This window comes from Larkinella ripae (genome assembly GCF_054780775.1).
Genome location: NZ_BAAGVR010000024.1, coordinates 86,292 through 108,775, shown reverse-complemented (window position 1 = coordinate 108,775; position 22,484 = coordinate 86,292). Strand labels below are relative to the sequence as shown.

14 protein-coding genes are annotated in these 22,484 nt (G+C 53.9%); 2 read left to right on the top strand and 12 right to left on the bottom strand.

The features are described 5' to 3' along the window. Window positions 1–18: 18 nt before the first annotated feature. The 5 genes from fucP to ACYVHX_RS19070 form a co-directional block, all read right to left on the bottom strand. Window positions 19–1,308, bottom strand: a complete 1,290-nt coding sequence (fucP, locus tag ACYVHX_RS19090; protein ID WP_460673278.1) for an L-fucose:H+ symporter permease — start codon at window positions 1,306–1,308, stop codon at window positions 19–21. 67 nt (window positions 1,309–1,375) lie between these two features. Continuing rightward, the gene (locus ACYVHX_RS19085) at window positions 1,376–2,158 is read right to left on the bottom strand and encodes an L-fucose dehydrogenase (RefSeq protein ID WP_460673277.1); all 783 of its coding nucleotides are present in this window, start codon (window positions 2,156–2,158) and stop codon (window positions 1,376–1,378) included. A gap of 84 nt (window positions 2,159–2,242) precedes the next feature. After that, entirely contained in the window at window positions 2,243–3,064 is an 822-nt protein-coding gene (locus ACYVHX_RS19080) for an amidohydrolase family protein (protein ID WP_460673276.1), read from the bottom strand. A 3-nt stretch (window positions 3,065–3,067) separates the two neighbouring features. Then, window positions 3,068–3,451: a four helix bundle protein gene (locus tag ACYVHX_RS19075; RefSeq protein WP_460673450.1), complete on the bottom strand. Its 384-nt coding sequence runs from the start codon at window positions 3,449–3,451 to the stop codon at window positions 3,068–3,070. A gap of 57 nt (window positions 3,452–3,508) precedes the next feature. Beyond that, window positions 3,509–4,363 carry a fumarylacetoacetate hydrolase family protein gene (locus ACYVHX_RS19070; protein WP_460673275.1) on the bottom strand — a complete coding sequence of 285 codons (855 nt, stop codon included), beginning with the start codon at window positions 4,361–4,363 and terminating at the stop codon, window positions 3,509–3,511. Between the two features lie 137 nt (window positions 4,364–4,500). Between ACYVHX_RS19070 and ACYVHX_RS19065 the strand changes: the two genes are divergently transcribed. Next, a complete protein-coding gene (locus ACYVHX_RS19065) occupies window positions 4,501–5,115 on the top strand; it encodes a Uma2 family endonuclease (RefSeq protein WP_460673274.1) in 615 nt (204 codons plus the stop codon). Here the strand turns inward: ACYVHX_RS19065 and ACYVHX_RS19060 are convergent. The 6 genes from ACYVHX_RS19060 to ACYVHX_RS19035 form a co-directional block, all read right to left on the bottom strand. Then, entirely contained in the window at window positions 5,102–7,570 is a 2,469-nt protein-coding gene (locus ACYVHX_RS19060; RefSeq protein ID WP_460673273.1) for a carboxylesterase family protein, read from the bottom strand. The genes ACYVHX_RS19065 and ACYVHX_RS19060 overlap by 14 nt on opposite strands. Before the next feature lie 26 nt (window positions 7,571–7,596). Further along, the gene (locus tag ACYVHX_RS19055; RefSeq protein ID WP_460673272.1) at window positions 7,597–9,036 is read right to left on the bottom strand and encodes an alpha-L-fucosidase; all 1,440 of its coding nucleotides are present in this window, start codon (window positions 9,034–9,036) and stop codon (window positions 7,597–7,599) included. Window positions 9,037–9,099: 63 nt separating this feature from the next. Beyond that, window positions 9,100–10,416 carry a vanadium-dependent haloperoxidase gene (locus ACYVHX_RS19050; RefSeq protein ID WP_460673271.1) on the bottom strand — a complete coding sequence of 439 codons (1,317 nt, stop codon included), beginning with the start codon at window positions 10,414–10,416 and terminating at the stop codon, window positions 9,100–9,102. A gap of 5 nt (window positions 10,417–10,421) precedes the next feature. After that, entirely contained in the window at window positions 10,422–13,775 is a 3,354-nt protein-coding gene (locus ACYVHX_RS19045; RefSeq protein ID WP_460673270.1) for a VCBS repeat-containing protein, read from the bottom strand. Between the two features lie 106 nt (window positions 13,776–13,881). Then, window positions 13,882–15,468 carry a SusD/RagB family nutrient-binding outer membrane lipoprotein gene (locus tag ACYVHX_RS19040; protein WP_460673269.1) on the bottom strand — a complete coding sequence of 529 codons (1,587 nt, stop codon included), beginning with the start codon at window positions 15,466–15,468 and terminating at the stop codon, window positions 13,882–13,884. Between the two features lie 10 nt (window positions 15,469–15,478). Beyond that, a complete protein-coding gene (locus tag ACYVHX_RS19035; RefSeq protein WP_460673268.1) occupies window positions 15,479–18,583 on the bottom strand; it encodes a SusC/RagA family TonB-linked outer membrane protein in 3,105 nt (1,034 codons plus the stop codon). Window positions 18,584–19,208: 625 nt separating this feature from the next. Between ACYVHX_RS19035 and ACYVHX_RS19030 the strand changes: the two genes are divergently transcribed. Then, complete coding sequence (locus ACYVHX_RS19030) at window positions 19,209–20,774, top strand: FG-GAP repeat domain-containing protein (protein ID WP_460673267.1); 1,566 nt, start codon at window positions 19,209–19,211, stop codon at window positions 20,772–20,774. Between the two features lie 91 nt (window positions 20,775–20,865). Here ACYVHX_RS19030 and ACYVHX_RS19025 read toward each other — a convergent pair whose 3' ends face one another. Beyond that, window positions 20,866–22,470: a SusD/RagB family nutrient-binding outer membrane lipoprotein gene (locus tag ACYVHX_RS19025; protein WP_460673266.1), complete on the bottom strand. Its 1,605-nt coding sequence runs from the start codon at window positions 22,468–22,470 to the stop codon at window positions 20,866–20,868. Window positions 22,471–22,484: the final 14 nt, after the last annotated feature.

Below are 22,484 nucleotides of genomic sequence, written 5' to 3'. Positions count from 1 at the left end.
ACTTTACGTCATCGTTCATCATTCATAGCGCATCGTTTTGTTTTCCGGCTGATACCCTTTCCAGCCGTAATACGCAACGACCAGGAAGCACAGCAGGGGGACGATGTAAGCGATTTTGATGTTGCTCTGGTCGGAGATGTAGCCCATCAGAACGGGAAATAAGGCGCCCCCGGCAATGGCCATCACGAGTAACGACGAACCCAGTTCGGTGTCTTCTTCCAGCCGGTTGATGCCCAGCGAAAAGATGGTGGCAAACATGATCGATTCAAAAAATGGAACCGCAAAAATGGCCCAAACCGCAACCTGGGACTGCATCGTCATGGCGATGGCCAGCAAAACGGCACTGATCAGCGAGTAGATTGTCAACAGGCGGTTGGCCGCGATAAAGCGCGTCAGGTACGTTCCGATAAACCGGCCGATCAAAAAGCCCAGCATGGCCCAGCCCAGCCATTCGGCAGCGGTTTTTTCCGGCACATCGCTGGAAAATTTGGCAAACCGGATGAAAAAACTGGTGACGCACACCTGCGCGCCGACGTAGAAAAACTGGGCGATCACGCCCCAGCGCAAATGCCGGTGCCGCCACACGGAAACCAGCGTCGAGGGCGCTTTCTTCTCGCTTTCGCTGATGTCGGGCAACCTGGTGAACATAAACAAGGCCGCCACGGCAATCACCACCACGCCGATGATGACGTACGGCAATTTGACCTGATCGGCTTCGTACTGCAGATACGTATTGAGTTGTTCCGACGACATGGCGGCCAGCTCGGCATCCGAGTGTTCGATCCCGCTCAGAATGACCCGTCCGCCCACCACCGGAGCCAGAAACGCCCCCAGGCCATTGAACGACTGACTGAAGTTGAGCCGGGTCGTGGCCGTGGCCGGGTCCCCCAGAATGGTAACGTACGGATTGGCCGCGGTTTCCAGAAACGCACACCCCGACGCGATGATGAACAAAGCCCCCAGGAAAAAACCGTACATCCGCGTGTCAGCGGCCGGCACAAACAGAAACGCGCCCGCTGCGTACATGATCAGGCCCGCAATGATGCCCCGCTGGTAACCGTATTTTTTCATCACATAACCCGCCGGAAGCGCCATCAGGAAGTAGCCCAGATACACCGCCGAGTCGATCAGCGCCGACTGCAAATCCGTCAGCTGACAGGCTTTTTTCAGGTGCGGAATCAGAATCGGTTCCAGGTTATGGACAAAGGCCCACAGAAAGAACAGGCTCGTCACCAGCGCAAACGCCACGGTATAGTTGCGCGTCGAGCCGGAAGTCTGGGCTGCGGTAGAAGAAGGAACAGATGCCATGGATGGGTATAGGGAGTTATACGGTTTTGTTGACTCAATCACCGCGACGGCGGCCCGATCATTCACACTAGGTCAGCGCCCGGTCCAGGTGCACGTAGCCGCCATCGATGTAAATCAACTGCCCCGTCGTGTGGCTGGATTTGTCGGACAGCAGAAAGACCACCATGTTGGCAATTTCTTCCGGCGTGGTCATCCGTTTTTCCAACGGTATTTTCGAGACGATGCTGTCCAGTTTCTCCTGCGGATTGTCGAAGGTTTTGATCCAGTTTTCGTACAGGGGCGTCCACGATTCCGCCACCACCACGGCGTTGACGCGAATGCTGAAGGGCAGCAATTCCACCGCCCACTCGCGCGTCAGGGCATTGCGCCCCCCGTTTGCGGCCGCGTATGCCGAGGTGTTTCCCTGCCCGGTTTCGGCGGTTTTAGACGTGATGTTGACAATCGCGCCTTTGGAGGCTTTCAGAGCGGGCAAGGCATGGTGGGCCATCAGGTAGTAATGAATCATGTTCTTGTGCAGCGACTGCATAAACCGCTCATAATCCCCTTTTTCCAGCCCAACGCCGTCGTTGACGCCCGCGTTATTCACCAGACCGTCGATGCGCCCGTACCGGGCCAGCGTCTGGTCTACAGCGTTTTTACAGTCTTCCGGTTTGGTAAGTTCGGCCGCGATCTGGAAGGCGGGCGACCCAATGGCCGCCAGAGCTTCTACGGTTTTCAGGTTGTCCGCTTCGTTGCGCCCCACAATGACCGGAATCGCCCCCTCGGCGGCCAGGACGGTCGAGATGCCTTCGCCGATGCCTTTGGCGCCCCCCGTAACAATAATGACTTTTTCTCTCAGGTTCAGGTTCATACAGGTACCCACAGACCGTAGTCCGTGTTTAAGAAGTAAAAAATTACGGTAAACCAACGTCCACGGACAACCGCCCGTGGGAACTCACAACTTATAAAATTTCACGGCATTGTCGCCAAACACCTTTTGCCGCCCGGTTTCGCCCCACGGTTTTACGTATTCTTCGAGAATGGCTTTCATCTGATCGTATTCGGCCGCCACCAGACACACCGGCCAGTCGGAACCAAAAACCAGTCGGTCGATACCGAAATGCTCAAAAACGACATCCAGATACGGCCGAAAATCGTCCGGTTTCCAGGTTTGCCAGTCGGCTTCCGTCACCATGCCCGACACCTTGCAGTAGACCTGCGGCTGCTTGGCAATTTCAGCCATGTAATTTGACCAGGTGTTGATCTTCTGATCCTTGATGTACGGCTTGGCGAGGTGGTCAATGATGAACGGCACCTCCGGAACCGTCCGCACCAGATGAAGCGCGGCTTTCAGCTGATTCGGGTAAATCAGAATGTCGTACGTAAAATCAAAAGCCGCCAGTTGCCGCACCCCGCGAATGAACTCCGGGCGCGTCATAAAGTCTTCCGGTTCGGCCTGTACGACGTGCCGGAATCCTTTCAGTTCCTCATACTGCGAGAAATATTCCAGCCGGTCGTAGAGTTTGTCAGACCGCAGATCGACCCAGCCCACCACCCCCCTGATAAAACCGTAGGCTTCGGCCAGCTGCAACAGAAAACTCGTCTCCGCTTCCGACTGATCGGCCTGCACAGCCACGCAGCCGTCGATGCCGTTTTGCCGCAAAACCGGTTCCAGATCGGCCGGCAGAAAATCCCGCCGAATCCGTTGCATGTCCTCCGTAATCCAACTGTCCCGTTCCGGGTTGTAGAACCAGAAATGCTGGTGCGCGTCGATCATTAGTTAGGAGTTAAGAGTTAAATACCCGGGATCGTCCTCGCGGACCAGGCCACTGTTTTCCTGAGCAGTGAGTAAGATTGAGCTTAAGATTTTGAGTAATGCTTCACAATCGTCTAACATTGAAGTTGCCAACCGTTCATTCAGGTAATTAGTAGCCTGAAGTAATCGAAGCCAATACCGTGTTTCACGAGCTTCTTTGGAAGCAATACCCATTTTGGCGGCAAAATCTTTTCGACTATACCCGCCCGCTGCTTCTTCAACGTTTGCGCCGATGGAGCTACCACTTCTCAAAAGTTGTTCAGCAATTTTGTAAGGGACTTTAGTGTCAATTAACCATTTGTAAAGATTCACTGTCCGCACTCCAAACGCAAATGCTTTACCTTGAATGATACTTCCTTACGCTCCATAAAATTCAGCGCTGTTAAAACTCATAACTCATAACCCTTAACTGTACGCAACGGCCGTTTGCTTCTGCGTGCCCAGTCCCTCGATGCCGAGTTCGACCACATCGCCGGGTTTGAGAAAACGCTGCGGTTTGAGGCCCATGCCCACGCCGGAGGGCGTACCGGTCGAGATTACATCGCCGGGCAGCAGCGTCATGAACTGGCTGATGTAACTGACCAGCGTCGGCACGTCGAAAATCATGTCGTCGGTGTTGGAATCCTGCAACGGTTCGCCGTTGACGCGCAGCCAGAGTCCCAGTTTGTTCGGGTTGGGCACCTCGTCTTTGGTCACCATGAACGGTCCCAGCGGAGCGAAGGTGTCGGCACTTTTGCCTTTGACCCACTGCCCCCCGCGTTCGAGCTGAAACGCCCGCTCGCTGTAGTCGTTGTGGACGGCATAGCCGGCAATGTAATCGAAGGCTTCTTCCTTGGAAACGTACGTGGCTTTTTTGCCAATTACGATGGCTAGTTCCACTTCCCAGTCGGTTTTTTCGGATCTTTTGGGGATCACGACATCATCGTCGGGACCGACCAGCGCCGTCGTCGATTTAAAGAACAGAATGGGTTCGGCCGGAACCGGCGCGTTGGTCTCGGCCGCATGTTTGGCGTAGTTCAGACCCACACATACAATTTTGGAAGGGCGTTTGACACAGGACGCCCGCCGGACATTACCGGACACGGCGGGGCAACTCGATTCGTTGGTTTTTAACCATTCAGCCAGTTTTTCCGGCCCATTATTGGTAAAAAAGGCTTCGTCGTAATCGTGTCCGAAAGCCGATACATCCAGACTGGCACCCGAAGGCAGCATAACACCGGGGCGCTCATTGTCCGGCGAGCCAAAGCGAAATAGTTTCATGGTGGAGGGTTTCTTTTTTAGGTAAAGAGAAAAACCGGCGGCTTATAACCTTGCGCGCAAAAATAAAACGTCAAAACCGGATTGTCACAGCCCCGGAGAAATCTTCTTATATTTGTAAGAAAGCACCCTAACCACGGATGATAACGATTGACGACTTTCTGAAAGCGCCCAACTTACGTGAATTGCTCGACGAACTGGAAACCGCCTGGCAGGAAGAACAGCGTCGTCGTCACCAGTTCTGGGCCAATGTAGACGAAGGCCAAAAAGCCGAATTTATTCTGGGCGAAATCATTTATCATTCACCGGTATACGGGCGGCACTGGATGGCTTCCAGTAATCTTTCACGCTGGTTACTTCCCTACGTCTATGATAAGCGATTAGGCAAGATCGGTTACGAAAAAGTAATGGTTCGCATGACCCGCAATGACTACGAACCGGACATTTGCTTTTGGAAAAAAGAAAAAGCGGATCAGTTCGAGCAAAAACAATCGGCTTTCCCTCCGCCCGATTTTGTGGTTGAAATTCTTTCAGAAAGCACTAAAGAACGGGATTACGGCATCAAAATGACCGACTACGCCCTGCACGGTGTGCAGGAATACTGGGTTGTGGACGTCGAACACGAAACCGTCGAACAGTATTTACTCAACGGAAACGTGTTCGAACTGGCTCAGAAACTAAAAGACGGTTTTCTGGAATCCGAAGTGATCAGCGGTTTTCGGATCGGAATTAAAGAAATCTTCAATCAATCTTAACCTGCCCGACCACTTCCCGGTTTTCCAGTTTCCAGTTGTTGTCGAAAAAACCGGCTTTGCGAACGCCCTTGATGCCGTCTTTCGCCATCTCCAGGCCGAAAATCATAAAGTCCGGAAAACCGCTTCCGGCGGCAAAATACTGATTCGCTTCGGCGGCTTTCAGGCCCACCAGCCCGGTTCCGGTAATGACGGCCACCGACGCAGTCGGGCTATCCGGGCGCGGCCACGCAAAATAAGCGCTGATGTCCTCGCCGGTGTACCGCTCGGTGCCAACCGTCAACTGCCCCCGGCTGACCTGAATCGGGCAATTCGCCAGTAAACCGGCCCAGGCGCGGTTGGTTGTGGCGTTTCCAAACAACACCACCCCCCGATCGGCGAATTGCGCCGGGCTGAAGGCTTTATCCGCAACGACATCCACGGCACCGTTGCCCCGGTAATACCAGGTTTCGGCGTCGTAGCGGGCCTTGTTGTAAGCCCATTCGTTTTCGGCCGCCGTGCCAGCGGTTCCGTACACGAAAACCATCCGGTGATTAAACGGCTCTTTGAACGTACCATTTCGGTGCGCGCCCTTCTGCTGGGCCGCCGGTTTCCCGCCAATTTCCCACTGTCCATTTTTGACCAGAAACAGCTTTTCGGCCGTGTTTTTAACCGGATACTGAATGGCGTTCAGGCTGTCCAGCGTAATGGTCACGGTTTCGCCCGGCGCAAAATCCGCCAGATTCAACGCCAGCAGGTGGAGGTTGTCGGTTTTTCCGGTAATCGTTTTGGCCTTCTTATCCCGCTTCAACTGCACCCGGCTGTATTCCAGCGGCCGTTCCTGCTGCTCAAGGGATACCCAGCGCATGGACGAGGAAATGGCGGGGTTGGCCGTGGTGAAGTCGATGGTGTTGACGGCGCTGTCGGCGGCCAGTTTGTGCCACTTAAAATAATCGAAAAGCGGGTTCCAGTCGACGCTTTCGTTTCCGTACCAGTGCGAACCGCCGGGGTATTCGTAATGCGTGAAATCCGGATGAAACGTGCCGAGCAATTTCCGCATCTGGCGGGCGTATTCTACCGAAACCGTGCGGTCGGCGTCGCCGTGCAGAATGTACACCCCCAGCGGTTTGTAGTTGGAAGCCAGCCTGAGCACATTGCTCGGATTGCTCGAACGCAGCAACATTTTTTCCATCTCATTCCCGCCTTCTTCCGGAATTTTGCCATCGTGCGATCCGTAACCGGCCAGGGTCGGATAACCCGCACAGGGCGCAATGGCGGCCCAGTTTCCGGGAAATGTGGCCCCCAGGTACCAGGTGCCGTGGCCACCCATCGAATGACCGGTCAGGTAAATCCGCTGCGGATCGGGCTGAAACTGCTTTTTTGCCAGATTAAACACTTCCAGCGCATCCAGACGCCCCCAGTCTTCCCAGTTAAAACCGCGCGGCCGGCGGTTGGTGGGCGCCACCAGAACGCCCCAGTCTTTCGGTTGATAGGCGCGGACCTGTCCGATGGCTTCGACGCCCGCGCCGTGCACCGACAGAAACAGGGCGGGGGCTTTGCCGTCCGGTTTATCTTGCGGAGCCACGCCGAAATATTGCACGCTGCCGTCGATGGCGCTGATAAACGTCTGGCTGTAGTGTTCGCCCGGCGCGGCTACGCTCAGGCTGAGTTCTTTCTCGTCAACCGATTTGCCGGATTGCAGCAGACTAAGCGTCACTTTCCCGTCGTCTTTTTTCGTAACGCCCGACGCATCCATTCGAAAACCCACCTTCCGCGTCGCCATCGCCGGAACCGCAGGCAGGTCCGTCGTCAGCTCTTTGCCAGACAACCGGCTTTTCAGTTTCAAGCCGGTCAAGGCTTTATTCGTCGTGTTCATCAGGACGACGGCTCCCCATAACGGTTCGGATTGACGCCCAATGACCACACTTGGCAAAGTCGGATCGTCGGTTTGCAGCCAAACCGGTTTTTCCGGAAAAATCAGTTTGGCTGTCAGGCCCTGAAACCGGGAGAATTGTGAAGTACGGAGATAAATTTCGTTGAGCCCTTTTTTCAGCGCGACCGGAATGGACAGCCAGCCCAGCGCATACGGATCACCGGCATGCGGAGCACCGTTGACATACCCCATGTTATGCCCCGTTGCGTGCAGTAAAGCCACCTGCGCGCGGTCGGCGGTGTAGGTTAAATACAGATACCCATTGTTGAAGGACCGCCCCCGAAATTTGCCCTGCTGATCGGGTTTTACCGCCTGCCAGCGCAGCGAATCGGCGCTGCTGTCGGTCAGTCCTTGCCCTTCCGCCGGTTTTTTCAAAGCACCCCGGTACAGATGATACGCCAGCTGATCGGTGTACAAAGCCTCGCGTCCGTACTGGTGACAGGGGCCAATGGACAGGCCCTGGGTAAAATGGTGAACCTGCTGCGCCCGACTTGTCAGACACAATAAGAGAAAATAAAGAGTACTGAGCAAAAGCCGGTTTTTCATAAAAAAAGAAATAACGCCACGTTCGATTAGCTTAATTTGAAGACCCAGGCCGGTTTGCCGGCCAGTTGCTGCCGGACTTTTTCCGGAACCGTTACTTCCACGCCATTCCCCGCTTTTTTCCATTTCAGGGCCTGTTTGGTGCCCAGGATGGTCAGCGTTGCCCGGGCCTGCGTCGGCGCGATGGGCAGCGTAACGGTGGCAGGCAACACGGTTTCGGTTTCGGTGGGCAGATACGAAGCATACGACGCTTTCCCGTTGGTTGTGAAAGCCCACTGAGCCTGCCGGTAGGGCGCCAGAGGTTTGGTGCCGTAAACCGATTCGCCGTTGACCTGCATCCAGGCCCCAATTTCGTTCAGGCGCGTATAGGCCTCTTCGTGCCATTCGCCGTCGGGACCGGGCGCGATGTTCAGCAGCAGATTGCCGTTTTTGGCCACAATATCGACCAGGGTCTGCACCAGTTTGCGGGCCGGTTTGAAGTTTTCTTTCGGGATGTAAGACCAGCTATCGCCCATGGTCAGGCAGGTTTCCCACGGAATCGGCATGTAATGATCCGGAATCTGCTGCTCGGGTGTCACGTAATTTTCAAATTCTCCCGAAACCGTCCGGTCAACGACGAGCAAACCGGGTTGCTTTTGCCGTCCCATGCCCGCAATGCGCGCCATGTCAATGTCCTGACTGTACGGAATCGTGCGCTGCCAGCTAATGGTCGAGTCAATTGTACTGGCCGGGCGCACCCAGCCGCCATCCAGCCACAGAATGTCCACTTTCCCGTAGTCAGTCATCAATTCCTGAATCTGGTTGTAGGTAAAATCGCTGAATTTCTTCCAGAGTTCGGGGTATTTTTTAGGATCATACGTTACGTTGCGGTCTTTCGGCGGGAAATACGGCCACCAGTACGAATCCACGTTCCAGTCGGGTTTCGAAAAGTAGGTTCCGACCATAAAGTTCTGATTCCGAAAGGCGCCCAGAATTTCTTTGGTGACGTTGCTGCGCGGATTCGACGCAAACGGCGATTTAGCTCCGGTGATTTTGTAGTCGGTTTGTTTGGAATCGAACATGCAAAAACCGTCGTGGTGCTTGGTCGTAAAAATCATGTATTTCATCCCGGCGTTTTTGGCCGCCTGGGCCCAGCGTTCCGGGTTGAAGCGGGTTGGATTGAACGTGGTTTGCAGGTTTTCGTAGGCTTTTTTGTAGCCAAACCAGTCGTTGGCGTACGGCCCCCGGCGCACCGTCCAGCCTTCGTCTTCCGGGCACAACGACCACGATTCGACCACGCCCCACTGGCTGTAGGTGCCCCAGTGCATCAGCAAGCCAAATTTTACCTCCTGCCATTGATCGAGCTTTTTCTTTACCAGACTGTCTTTCGGCCAGACGTATTTTGAGTGGTTTTGTTCGGAGTGCTGCTGCGCGAAAACGGAAAGGGACCAGAAAAGCGCGACGCTGAAACTGATAATTTTATGCTTCATGGATTCGTTGGTTAGTTCGTTTTTTCTGATTTGGCGGTGAATGAGGTAAACGCCCGGCACCGATCAGCGCGCTGGCTGAATACCGGCTTTTTTAAGTTTTGCAACCACAAACGCACCGATGGCTTTCCCCTGCTGCTGCCCGCTCTCAATCGCGTCGCGGTAGTGGATACCGCCGTAGAGCCGGGAAATGGCGGCTTCCTCAGCCGCCTGCCGGAAGGATTTAAAATCCCGGGTGGGCAATTCAAACAGCACTTCCGTGTCGTCCGTAAAGGCAAAGTTATCGCCAATCAGGTACGTTAGGACTTCGGCAACGGCGGTTGAAATCACGCTGTGCCCGCTGGTGTATTCCGGGAACGGCGGGGTTTGCAAAAGGGGCTGCCAGCGCGCATCGATGTAGCGGTTGATGACCGTTTCGGGCCGGATGCGGTTGCTGCGGTATTTTTCGTCCCAGCAACTAATGAAGGCGTCCATTAGGGTCGCAGCAACCAGCAGATGAACCTGTACGGTTTTATCGAAATTCAGCTTCGCTTTGCGCGTGGCGATGCTGGTGATGTTCATCCAGTGCCCGCCCGGACTGATTTTTTTGAAGCCAATCGACATGTGCCCGGAGGTGTTGATGGCGAACGGATTGCAATCCCAGTACGAAGCGATAAACCGCTTTTTTTCCGTTAGATTTTTCCCTTCCTGATACACTTCATAGGCCATTCTGTAAAAAGCGCTGGACGAGTCTTTGCTGAAGGCGACGGGCGGCTCGGGTTTAAACTGATTACAGGTGTCCAGCAGCATCGGACGGATGGTGCGCCAGTGGGGCTCGATGGCTTCGATGTACCCCGGCGGGGTCGGATACCAGAAACCGTCGCCTTTGCTGGGTCGGTAGCGCAACCGGGTGCTCAATTTCAGGTAATTATCGGTAGCGGCAAACGCCACCACGTTCTTAGCCGCAGCCTGCGCAACCCGGATCGACTCGTTGATCATCTTTTCGGAAAAACCGTCTTTTTTCAGCGTCTCCATCAGCTTCTTTTGCTCTTCTTCCAGCATATAGCCCGACGGCAGCATCAGTCGGCCGGTTTCCAGCAAACAGAAAAGAGCCGCGATCTGGTAGTGATAATCGGCGATGGCTTCAACGGGTATTTTCCGGAAATGATTGACCAAACCGGCGGAAGATGGAACGGACGGATTGCGGTTGGCGACAATTTCGTGGGCACCCAATAAGCAATACGTATAAAACCGGCTGGCGGCTGGCGGGTTGGCCACATCGTGAATCATCACCATCGTCAGCGCAAAGATGGTGGGTTGCAGGTGGCGCCCCAAATCCGCTTTTACGGTCTGACCGCTGGCCGAATGAATGATGAATAAACCAATCAGAATGAAATAGCGCATTCGACTTACTTCTTATAAAGTTGAACCGGTTCATTGAAGGCCCCGATTACCAGATACGGCTGCTGCTGAATCGTCATCTCAACCACTGATTTTACATCCCCGAGCACCGAGAGTCCGGCGGTTTTTTGGTCAACGGGCGTAAAACCGCCTTTTCCGTCCCCTTTTAATAAACAGCCATAATTGGCATCCAGGCTGCCGATTTTCAGTCGGTTGTCCGATTTATTCCCCAGCAGTAACAAGTCGACAAAACCGTCGTGATCAAAGTCTTCCGCCAGTGTTTTTGTAATGGGCGAGAATTGCGCCTGCAACGGAAGAACCTGTTTTTCGAACCGGCCATTTTTCGCCAGAAAGCAAACCGAATTGCATTCCGTAAGGGTCATTTTTTTGGCTTTAGCCAACTCTTCCGGCGAGAAAATCTGGTTGATTGTGGCCGTCGAATAGTCTTTGTAATAGCCGAATTTCCGGCGCATCGGAAAGATCTGATCGTTCAGTTCGTCCCGGCTGACGAACGGATACGAAGCGCCCTGTACGTAGAAAGTAAAAAAGGGATCGATTGAGCCATTGTTGTCAAAGTCCGCATACACCAGCTCGGCCGGTTCCTTCTCCGAGAATTTAATCTGCGAATTCCGGCCCAGATTACCGGCCACAATATCATTCTTCCCGTCGCCGTTGACATCGGCAAGGGTCAGCGAAAACCAAAAGCCCTTTTCCTCTTCCGGAAAGTAGCGTTTGGTTTGGTCCTCAAAACCGTCTTTCGTATTGGCGAACACCTTAACCGGCATAAATTCTCCGCATACAATCAGGTCTTTCCGGCCATCGTTATCCAGATCCTCCCACTGCGCATCCGTCACCATCCCCACCGTGGAGAACGGCGTTTTCACGCTTTTAAACTGACCTTTCCCGTTGTTTTCCAGCAGGTACGACGTGGGCGCTTCCGGATACCGGCCCGGAATAACGCGGCCGCCCACAAACAAGTCCAGGTCGCCATCCCCGTCGTAATCAGCCGCCCGAACGCAGGATTTACTGCCCGCATTCAAAACCGGCAACGCCGTCGTTACCAGTTGTAAATTCCCTTTGCCATCGTTCATGTAAAGCGCATCCTGCAACGAGGGTGTGTTGGGTTCGAACAGGGAATACCCGCCTTTGGCTACGTATAAATCATCGAAGCCATCGCCGTTCGCATCAAAAAAAACAGCCGCCGAAAGCGCCGAGGTCGTCTCATCGCCGATGGTCAAGTCCTCAATAACTTTAAACGAACCGCCTTTTTGCTGCACCCAGATCCGGCCATTCGTATTTTTATCCCCGCCAATGAACAGGTCGTCCAGCCCATCCTTATTCACATCGCCTTTCGCCAAAACCGGCCCGACCTGCGAATACATAAACAGCATCAACGGCTGTCGTTTAAAATCATTTTCGCTGTATCCTTCGTGCTGAAAGGGAAGGATATCAGCGGTTTTCTGAAAAATACCTGCCGGATTTTTTGCAGCAGTGACCGGTTTTGATTTCTTTCCGCCAGCGTTCTGATGAACGGTCAATAGCTGATTGGCGGCCACGTTCAGCAGGGTCTGCTGGGTCTGATCCGGCCAGCTGATTTTGATGGAGTCGACCGAAGTTGCTTCACCCAGTCCGAAATGAAGCCGGGTGGATTGGGCAGAAAGATACCCCCGAACCGGTTGCACTTCCTGATACTGCAAACCGTCTTTGGTGTAAACCGTTATCCTGGCCCCGACGGCATTTTTATTTTTACTTTCCGAAATGAGTTTTAGCTGGAGATAGGCGGCTTTTCCCTGTTCCCGGCTGAAATTCTGGTAGATAAACGCCGGTTCGTTGATGTTATTGACAATCAGTTCCAAATCGCCGTCATTGTCCAGATCGGCATAAACCGCACCGTTTGAAATGGACGCAGTCTGAAAGCCCCAGTCGGTTTGTTTATTGGCAAAAGTTAAATCCCGGTTATTTTTAAAAATGTAATTCGGCAGTTTGGTGGAAGGCATTGCCCGAATTAAGTCCATTAGCTGAACCGACTCGCGTTTGATGGCTTTCTGTACTTTGTAATCGCCCCAGTATTTCAGAAAATCTTTGTTGGTATAATCCCGCAAATAACCGTTGGTGATAAATAAATCCTTGTAGCCGTCATTATCAAAATCGGCCAGCAAGGGCGCCCAGCTCCAATCCGTGTTCGAAACCCCGGCCATCTGGCCAATTTCGCTGAACGTTCCGTCGCCGTTGTTCAGTTGCAGCATGTTGCGCATGTACTGCTTGTAAAGCTTTTGCTGCACCATCAGTTCGAACGACTCGTAGTTTTCCTGAAGCTGCAATAATTTCTGCCGCCGGTTGTCTTCCGGCAGCATATCCAGCGACATCAGATCCGGCAGCCCGTCGTTGTTGTAATCGGCAATATCGATGCCCATCGAAAACTGCGCGAGGTGCCGGAAGCAGTGCTGGGTTTCGTCTTTAAACGTGCCGTTTTTCTGGTTGATGTAGAGGTAATCTGATTCGTTGTAATCGTTGGTGACGTAGATATCCTGCCAGCCGTCCTGGTTTACATCGGCGATGGCAAGCCCCAGCCCAAACGTTAAGGGATACTGGTGAATACCGGCTTTTTTCGACACATCGACGAAGCGGTTATCCCGGTTTTCGTAGAGTTTATTACCGGCCAGTTCGTCGGTTTCGTTTTTGAGTTTGGCCAGCTCCATGTTGTCGTATTTCTTGACGTTATGATTCAGCAACATCATGTCCATGTCGCCGTCGTTATCATAATCAAAAAAAGCCGCCTGCGTGCTGTAGCCCGGATCGTCTAAACCGTACTGCTTCGCCTGGTCAACAAACTGGACGGTTCCGTCTTTCGAAACGCCCTGATTAATAAACAACTGGTTCCGGCGTTTGTCGTCGTCAACTTTCCCGGAATAACAGACGTAAATATCAAGCTTGCCGTCGCCGTTCACATCGGCCATGCTGACGCCGGTTTTCCAGCCGCCGGAGCGCCCCGCCAGCCCCTGACCGGCACTTTTCGTAATGTCCCTGAATTTCAATCCGCCCAGATTCAGGTAGAGTTTGTTGGGCGTCATGTTTGCGGTGAAGAAGAGGTCATCCAGTCCGTCGCCGTTCAGGTCGCCAACGGCAACCCCGCCCCCGTTGTAAAAATACTCGTACGACAAGACGTTCAGGCTTTCGTTTTCGTCGATCGTATTGCTGAAGTCGATTGCCGTTTGTTTGGCAGACAGGAGCTGAAAAAGTGGAGTTTGCGCCCGGATAGCCGAGACCGACAGGCAGAACGTCAACACCAGTCCTACGTTGCCCACTAAAATTGCTTTACCAACAGCCGGGCGGATGTGACCAAGAGAGTTACGGACGATCATGGTATGCTTAAAACGAAAAACTTCAACTTAGCTGTTGAAGTTAGGGCTAATTTCGGAAAGAGTAAACGGTAAGGCGCCCGTGGGCGCCTTACCGTTTTATCGACTATTATTTATCCCACCAAACCCGGCTGGTGAGCAGGTCGCCACCCGTCAACCGGCCAACGGCCTCCGTGTAACTGGCCCGGTTGTTAATGATTTCCGTCGACAGGTAGATCATGCGTCGCGGAATGGTGGCATTCGTTATGTTTCCGGGGTAATTCACCGGGGTCAGCGTCGGGAAGCCCGACCGGCGCCAGTTGATCCAGGTTTCCACGAAGTCGAAATACGTGCCCGTTGCCAGCCAGTACTGCGTGTTGATGTCTCGCAACGATGCTTCGGTCGAGCTGGTGGTCAGCGGATGAGCGGCCACAAAAGCCGTGGCTGTTGCCGTCGGGATTGCCGCCGTTGCATCCAGTTGCGCCAGTGACGTGATGGCTGCGGTTACACCGTTGGCATAGTGTTCGGCCGCCGTACCCGGCACGTTCCAGCCCCGCACTTTGGCTTCGGCTACTAACAGTTCGGTCTGGGCGTAGGTCAGGACTTCCAGCGTACCGTTCCGTTTCAGGTAGACCGAAATCCGCGGCCGGGAATATTTGCCCAGCGGAGCAACGTCATTGCCCGTTCCGGTCGCTCCCGGATAGCCGGCGGCCTGCCGAATATCGCGGGCACCACCGGTCAGATCGTAGCCATTCGGCAAGCCAATCTGTACGGCGGCATCGTTGACACCCACCAGCGTCTGGTTGGCATTACTGGCCGCACCAGCCTGGGGCACTTCGGCAATCGCGCTCAGGCGGGGGTCACCGGCGGTTTTCAGCGCATCAATAAACGTTTTTGACCACCGCACTTCGCGAAAATCATCGGCCACCTGGTACACTCCGTAAATCCAGGAATTGGCTGTGGCAGCATCCCCAACAACTTTGGCATTGTCGTCGTTGGACGTAAATACGCCACCCGCCACGGCTTTTTCAGCCCAGGTCTTGGCCATGGCCGGGTCCACCTTGGTCAGACGCATGGCCGCCCGCAACATGACTGAGTAACCCAATTTTTTCCACTTGGCAATGTCACCACCGTAGAAAAGATCCCCCGTTGGTTTGGGTTTGGCCGGGTCCAGAGCCGCCGTTGCCTGCTCCAGTTCGGTTAAAATCGACATATAGATCGACTGCTGCGTATCGTACTTCGGGTTGGAAATGCCTTCTTTCACTTTGAACGCTTCGGAATACGGAATGTCACCGTAGATATCGGTGGCCCGCTGCATGTTCATGGCCTGCATAATCCGGCCCACGTTATAAAGGTTCGCGAACTGCTCTTTACCCTGGGACAGGTTCATCATTTCGGCCAGAAGAGTACCAATTGAGTAGGACTGGCTGAAAATACCGCCCTGGTAACTGGTCGAGTTCTGCGTGTTGACGTACTTATCGCCGTTTCCGTAATAATTGAACGTCGAAGCAATGACCTGGGTAGCGGGTCCCGCATACAGCAGACCGTTGTACCCGGGGCTCGCGTAATTATTCTGAACGTTGGGCAAAAAGAAGTTGGGATCCCAGGTTGACGCATCTGACTGCGTCGGGTCGGTGTTAATTTCGTCAAACTTATCGGTACACCCGGTTACACAGGCGAATACCAGCGCAACTATATAGAGGGAAGTTTTCTTCATGATTCTCAAATTATTTTTTAAAGCGGGCATTTAAAGTAAAACCGATCGTACGGGTAGAGGGCAACTGCGCTCCTTCCGTTCCGGCATACCGCAGGTCGGAAGAAAAACCGGCTTCCGGATCGAAGTTTTCCGTGTGGCGCAGCAACGTGGCCAGGTTCCGGCCCACCGCCGAAATCGAAACGGATTCAAACGGCATTTTGCTGCTTGTGAACAATTTGTCCGGCAGGTGGTAGCTCACCACAACCTGACGCAGTTTGATAAAGTCGGCGCTGAATACGTTCAAACGCGAGATGTTGGTCACCAAAGCCGGGTAGTACGTATAGGCCGGAACATTCAGCGTATTCGTTTCGCCCGTTGCCAGTACGCCACTGGCCACCACGCCGGTTTCGCGACCTTCCAGCGTCATCTTGTGCAGACCGTCTACGATGGCGTAGTGATTGGTTGCCGACAGCACTTTCGCCCCGAATTTGTAGTCAAACAGGAATGACAGCGAGAAATTACCGTAGTTGAAGCTGTTGTTCAAACCGCCATACAGGTTTGGAATGGCCGAGCCCATCGGTGTCAAAGCACCGCGCTCCGGTACCCCGTTAGCCCCGACAACAACCCGACCACTGGCGTCGTATTTGTAATCATACGCCATGATCTGCGCAGCCGGCAAGCCTTTTACGTGGGCAATGTTTCCGTTCAGCGGACGGTAAGTTCCCAGCCCGAGGGTGGTCGTTCCACCATCGCCGTCGATGTCAACAATGGTATTTTTCACATGGGTCAGGTTGAACGATACATCCCATTTGAAGGCCTTGCTCACCACCGGCGTACCCGTGATCAACAACTCGATCCCGGTATTTTTGGTCGATCCCAGGTTCAGAACCCGCGCTGTATACCCGGTGGTGGGCGACAACGGACCGCTCACGATCTCGTCGTTGGTTACCCGGTTGAAATAAGCGAAATCGACACCCAGGCGGTTTTGCAGGAACTTGGTTTCAAAACCGACTTCGATTTCCGACAAGCGGAACGGTTTCAGATTGATGTTGGGCAATTGAGAGCCAAAACCGCCCTGTGGCAGACCGTTGATGGCGTTGCCCAGCGAATAATACTGGCTCGTCAGGTAGGCATCGAAGGCTTCACCGCTGGTTTGGGCGTACGAAGCCCGCAACTTACCAAACTCCAGCGCGCGGGTTTTGAACAATTCCGAGAACACGAAGCTGGCCGATACCGAAGGCGCAAAAATGCCCCGGTTGGCGGCTGGCAGCGTGGAGTAAACGTCATACCGGCCGGTGGTCGACAGCGTCAGGAAGTTTTTATAATCAAAATCCGCCGTGTAATACGCCGACTGCACCTGCCGTTCGTTGAAACCGTACGACTGCCCTTTGGTCAGCGTGTTGGATAAAGTATACAGGTACGGAATGTTCAGGCTTCCGCCGGAAACCCCCACGCTTTCAAACCGGTTTTTCCGCAGGTTGGCTCCCAGCGCCACATTCATGTTCAAATCGGCAAACAGCTTTTTGTTGATGCCCAGCAGTCCATCGACGTTCATCTCGTTCCGCTGCTCCTTGCTGTTGCTCACGCTGCCCAGCCGCGAATAAGCGGTTCCGTAGGGCGTCACACCAAAACCGGCATCGTTGATCAGGTCGTACCCAACGCGGCCTTGCAGATAAATCCAGTCGGCAAACTGGTATTTACCGGTAATCGCCGAAATCAGCCGTTTCCGTTCCAGTTTGCTGCGGTATTGGTTCACGACAAACCAGGGGTTCGTTTTATACGTGTCGTCGCTGAAGGTCAGCTCATTCCCCGTTGCCGGATCGAAACCCGGTTTCAGGGCTTCCTGGTTGAAGCTCGTGGCCAACAAAATAATCCCGTAGTTGGGGTTCTGGGGGGCATCGCTCAGACCCGGCCGGTTCCGGTCCCGCTGATCGATGTAGTTAGCCATCACGCTCACGTCGAATTTCTCGGTCACCTTCTGATTGATGCTCAGGTTGATGGTTTTGCGCTTCACATCACTGTTCCGAACCGTCGTCTTGGCATCCATCGACGACAGCGACAGGCGGAAGTTGGTTTGCTCATTCCCGCCCGACATCGCCACCGTGTTCGTCAGCGTCGGCGCGGTCCGGTAGAACTGCTCGAGGTTGTCTTTCACCGGCGAATACGGATACTGCTTGCCATCGAACTGCGTATACATGGCGCCGTCCATGCGCTCACCCCAGCTGTAAATACCGGAGTTACGGGCGCTGTTCACGTCGCTCGGCCGTTTGCCCTGCGTACCCTGGCCGTAGTCATACTGGAAGTCCGTCCAGTTAATGACCTGATCGAACTGCATGTTGCCGTTGTATTCCACCGAAAGACCGGCGTTTTTGCTGCCGCCTTTCGTCGTAATGAGGATAACGCCATTGGCCGCCCGCGTACCGTACAAAGCCGCAGCCGTTGCTCCTTTCAGAACCGTCATCGTTTCAATGTCGTCCGGGTTGATGTTGGCAATTCCGTCCCCGTTGTTGTTACCGCCCCACTCTCCGGCGTTTCCGCGCGAGGAGTTGTCCATCGGAACCCCGTTGATGACGAACAGCGGGCTCCCCCCGCTGAAGTTACTGACCCCCCGCAGGTTGATCCGCGACGAAGAACCAGGACCACCGGTTCCGGGCGTGATGCTCAAACCGGCAACGCGACCCTGCAACGAATTGATCACGTTGGTTTCACGGGCCTGGTTCAGCGCCGATGACTCAATCGTCGTAACGGAGTATCCCAGGGCCCGCGTATCCCGCTTGATCCCAAGAGCCGTTACCACCACTTCTTCCAGCGTGCCATCGCCCGGCTGCAACTGCGCGTTGACCACCGACTGATTACCTACGGTTATTTCCTGCCGGGCATACCCGATGTACGAAACCACCAGAACAGCATTGCCATCGGGCACCACCAGCCGGAAATTTCCGTCCCCGTTCGTATTCGTGCCTCTTGTCGTTCCTTTTATGGTCACCGTCGCCCCCGCCAGTCCATTGCCTTTCTCGTCTGAAACCTTCCCCGTGACTTCCTTGTCAACGGCAAATGAAGGCGAGGCAGCAAAAAGCAGCCAGACTGTCGAAAAGGCAAATACCTTCAGGCAGGTTTTAAGTAGTTTTTGTTTCATAAACTTCATAATAGGACTGTTTTAGGTTGAATATAATTAAAAAGCGTATTCCATTTTCTTCCGTACTGCTTTTACAACAGCACCCCGGTTTTCGCCTATGAATGGCAGAAAAACCGAATTAGCAGCTATAATTTACTGAAAATTCTAGAAAAACAGGGGAAAGATTTTGCGCGGTGTGGTGACCCTGCAAATATATTCCTTTTTTAAAAAATTTAATAATAGACGAATTAATTTTAAATTAATGTTAAATTAAGATTGTTCTTTTATTAAATTGTCCTTATCGCCTATTCGCTAACCGGTTTTAGTGCCTTTCCCTACTTTAACGGCACGAATTGCCGCAATTGACGACTTTCAGCCTGTTTCCGTCATTTATAATTATTCCTGTCCATCCGCGCCATTGCAGCACCTGATTCGTGCAGTGGCCGGGCTGCCCAAGCGCCTCTTTCGCTCTTGAAGCAGTGGATCAAATCCGGTTTCTGCTCTAGTTGGATGCGGATAAAAATCCTGAAAATTTAACTTTAGCGGTACCTTTGATATAGTTTAGCAACCGGGGTTGGTGGCAGCGTTTGCGGCTCAGCCCTCACCTCCCGATTGCGAGCCCAAACGCCAATAATTTTACCCCGAAATGCCCATTCTAAAAACCGGCCTGATCCTTTTTGCTTCCCTGGGCATCGTTGCCTTTTCCACGCTGGAACAAGCCAGGACGGGTAGCAAAACCGGCATCCGCGAAGACACCGGCCACGACTCTCTCGCGGCCGGCCGGCAATTGGCGCTGCGGTATTGTGGAAGCTGCCACCAATTTCCGGAACCGGTTTTGCTGGATAAAAAGACCTGGCTAACGGGCGTGCTGCCGAACATGGCGATGCGGCTTGGCATCAAACAACCCGGTCAGGATACCCTGCGACCGCTGCCGCCCGACGAAGAAAAAGTGGTCAGCAAGCTCAACATTTACCCCGAAACCGCAGCCCTATCGCTCGACGACTGGAACCGGATTGTCCGCTATTACGAACGCAGCGCCCCGGCTGAACCGTTGCCGCAAAAACCGCATCCGCCCGTTAGCCAGCCGCTCCCGCTGTTTAAACCGAAGGAACTTGCCCTGGGCGATAAACCGGTTCCGCAAACGACCTTGCTGAAGTTCGACCGGAACACCGCTCAGCTGTATGTGGGCGACGCCCAGAATGCCCTCTATGTGCTCGACAGCCGGTTTCAGCTCACCAACACCTGGTGGATCGACACCCCGCCCACGGACATCGATTTTCCGAAAAACGCGGCTCCCCGGCTGTTGACCATCGGCATTTTCAGCCCCTCGGATCAGCAACTGGGCCGACTGATGACGCTGGAAAAGTCCGCCAAACCCGGTTCTGCTCCCATCAACATCCGGGCCTTGCCCCGCCCGGTTCAGTTTGCCGCCGGTGACCTGAATGCCGATGGCCGGGAGGATGCGGTTATCTGCGGTTTTGGAAATCAGGCCGGAAAGCTGTTCTGGTACGACGGTTTTGAACCCACCAAAGAACACGTATTGAAGGCGTTTCCCGGTGCCCGAAGGGTGGAAATTGCCGATTTCAACCGCGACAAAAAACCGGACATTATGGTTTTGATGGCGCAGGCCCAGGAAGCCATGTCCATATTTTACAATCAGGGGAACGGGCGGTTCCGGGAAAAAACCGTGTTGCGGTTTCCGCCGGTTTTCGGGTCCAGCTATTTCGAACTCGCCGATTTTAACAAGGACGGTTTTCAGGATATTCTGCTGGCAAACGGCGACAACTGGGATTATTCGTCGATTAACAAAAATTACCACGGTGTTCGAATCTACCTCAACGACCGGAACGATACCTTTAAAGAAGCCTGGTTTTATCCCCTCTACGGCGCCAGCAAAGCCGTGGCCCGCGATTTCGACGGCGATGGCGATCTGGACGTTGCCGCGACCTCCTTCTATACCAACCTGGCCCAGCCGGAGCAGAGTTTTGTGTATTTGTCCAATACCGGAAAATTAGACTTTAAGCCGCATGGGACGCCGGAAGCCGCGCACGGAAAATGGCTGACGATGGAAGCCGCCGACCTGGACCGCGACGGTGATATCGACATTGTGCTGGGTTCGTATTTTCACACCGTCGGCGAAATGACCCAGTTGCTGTTCAAAGGCATTACATCCTTCCCGCAGTTGCTGGTGCTGGAAAATCAGGGAAAGTAAACGCCGGATGAGCAAAAAAAGAGGCAGACCGACCGGTTTGCCTCTTTTTGTTGTTATTTGATCGTGGTTGAAAACCGGTTGGGTTGCGGTTTTATTTCACATCCCAGAAAAGCTTGGTTTTCAGGTTATCCGCAGACCGAACCGGCTCATAATTGGCGGTGTTATACGTTATTTCGTTGCCGGGAATGGTCCAGCGAACGGGCGGCAGGGTCTGGTTGTTGGCATTGTCAGCCTGAAAACTCAGCACCGGGTAGTCCAGCCGGCGGAGGTCCGCCCAGTTTTCGTAGGGCTGAACCAGGTTATAATGCAGCCATTTCTGGGTAGCGATCAGTTTCAGCTTGTCGGCGCTGGTGGCCGCCTTCGTCCAGTTGACGCCATCGCCCGCGATGTAGGCCGTAACGGAAGCCGCAGTGGCCTGCGTCGGCAGGGTGGCGCCCGTAATTCCGATGGCATTGGTAATCGACAGAATCTTGTTGTAGAATTCAACCGACTGCGCGATCGCCGTTTCGTAGGCGGTTTTTGCCGAAGCATCGTTCCCCGTCCGCAGGTAATATTCGGCCTTAATCAGGTTCATTTGCGATGCGTTGATGAGGACGCCCGGGAAGAACTGGTTGTGGCTCAGCGTGTACCGGTTGTAGATCGCTACCTGTCCGGCATTGTACTGCGCGGTCTGGACGGCTTCGGTCGCCATCGGATCGATGCCGATGTACTTCCCGGCGGCACTGGCACCGGGTTCGAACAGGATCGGCAGACGCGGGTCCTTGTTGGTGTTCATGTGGTCGATGATTGCCTTCCCTGCCGTGTTACCGAACCAGGCGCCATCGGTCGAAGCGATCCCGCTCTGAAACCCTTTCGAATTGATGTCCGTGTTGATATCGTACACGTTGACCTGGATGTTCTGGGCGTTTGTTTCCACAATGGGGAAGCTGGCCGCATTGCCCAGGATTTCCGCCAGTTCGGTCGTGGCGCGCGCTTTGAAGCTTTCCACGTCCGAAACCCGGTTCAGCATCCGGACCCGCAATGAATTACAATACCGTTTCCAGGCCGTCAGATCGCCCTTATTCAGGAAATCCTGCGTCTGAAACGATTTCTGATAACCGGCGTTCAGTGTGATGCCGTTCAGTTCGGTAGCGATGCTTTTCAGGTCATCCAGCATAAAGGTATAAATGCCTTCCGCCGTATCGAATTTGGCGGTGGAGGTGAGGTATTCCCCCCCATTGGTACTCAGCATTCCGGCTTCGCTGAACGGAATGGCACCGTGCACATCCACCATTTTCTGCGTGTAGTCGTAGACGAAAACCGCGGCTGCCAGCATGAAAATCCGCCGGTCTTTCTGTTGATCGGCCGGTTTGGAAGCATAAACTTTTTGCAGTTCGCGGTACTGCGCCAGCACGTTGTAATAATTAAACCAGACATCCTCCACGCCCGACGAACCCGGAACGTACTGTCCGGTGGCGTTAACCCAGCCCGTGGCCTGCGTGTAGCGGTTGAGGGAGGTTCGCAGGGTCACAAAATAATGCCGGTAGCCCGGAAGCACGTAGTCGCGGCTGGTGTACAGGACGCCCGTAAACTGCTTTTCCACCGTGGATTCCGCAATTTTGGCGGGATTCGGATAGGCTTCCGTAAATTCGGACTCCTTGCAGGAAACGGTTCCCAGCAGTAGCCCGGCCAAAAGAAGAGTTGCTATAGTTTTCATTTCAGGATTGCGTT

Coding starts and splice junctions, on each gene's coding strand:
- ACYVHX_RS19035 (WP_460673268.1), bottom strand. CDS start 18,583: ATGAAACAAAAACTACTTAAAACCTGCCTGAAGGTATTTGCCTTTTCG.
- fucP (WP_460673278.1), bottom strand. CDS start 1,308: ATGGCATCTGTTCCTTCTTCTACCGCAGCCCAGACTTCCGGCTCGACG.
- ACYVHX_RS19080 (WP_460673276.1), bottom strand. CDS start 3,064: ATGATCGACGCGCACCAGCATTTCTGGTTCTACAACCCGGAACGGGAC.
- ACYVHX_RS19045 (WP_460673270.1), bottom strand. CDS start 13,775: ATGATCGTCCGTAACTCTCTTGGTCACATCCGCCCGGCTGTTGGTAAA.
- ACYVHX_RS19040 (WP_460673269.1), bottom strand. CDS start 15,468: ATGAAGAAAACTTCCCTCTATATAGTTGCGCTGGTATTCGCCTGTGTA.
- ACYVHX_RS19030 (WP_460673267.1), top strand. CDS start 19,209: ATGCCCATTCTAAAAACCGGCCTGATCCTTTTTGCTTCCCTGGGCATC.
- ACYVHX_RS19085 (WP_460673277.1), bottom strand. CDS start 2,158: ATGAACCTGAACCTGAGAGAAAAAGTCATTATTGTTACGGGGGGCGCC.
- ACYVHX_RS19050 (WP_460673271.1), bottom strand. CDS start 10,416: ATGCGCTATTTCATTCTGATTGGTTTATTCATCATTCATTCGGCCAGC.
- ACYVHX_RS19065 (WP_460673274.1), top strand. CDS start 4,501: ATGATAACGATTGACGACTTTCTGAAAGCGCCCAACTTACGTGAATTG.
- ACYVHX_RS19060 (WP_460673273.1), bottom strand. CDS start 7,570: ATGAAAAACCGGCTTTTGCTCAGTACTCTTTATTTTCTCTTATTGTGT.
- ACYVHX_RS19025 (WP_460673266.1), bottom strand. CDS start 22,470: ATGAAAACTATAGCAACTCTTCTTTTGGCCGGGCTACTGCTGGGAACC.
- ACYVHX_RS19070 (WP_460673275.1), bottom strand. CDS start 4,363: ATGAAACTATTTCGCTTTGGCTCGCCGGACAATGAGCGCCCCGGTGTT.
- ACYVHX_RS19055 (WP_460673272.1), bottom strand. CDS start 9,036: ATGAAGCATAAAATTATCAGTTTCAGCGTCGCGCTTTTCTGGTCCCTT.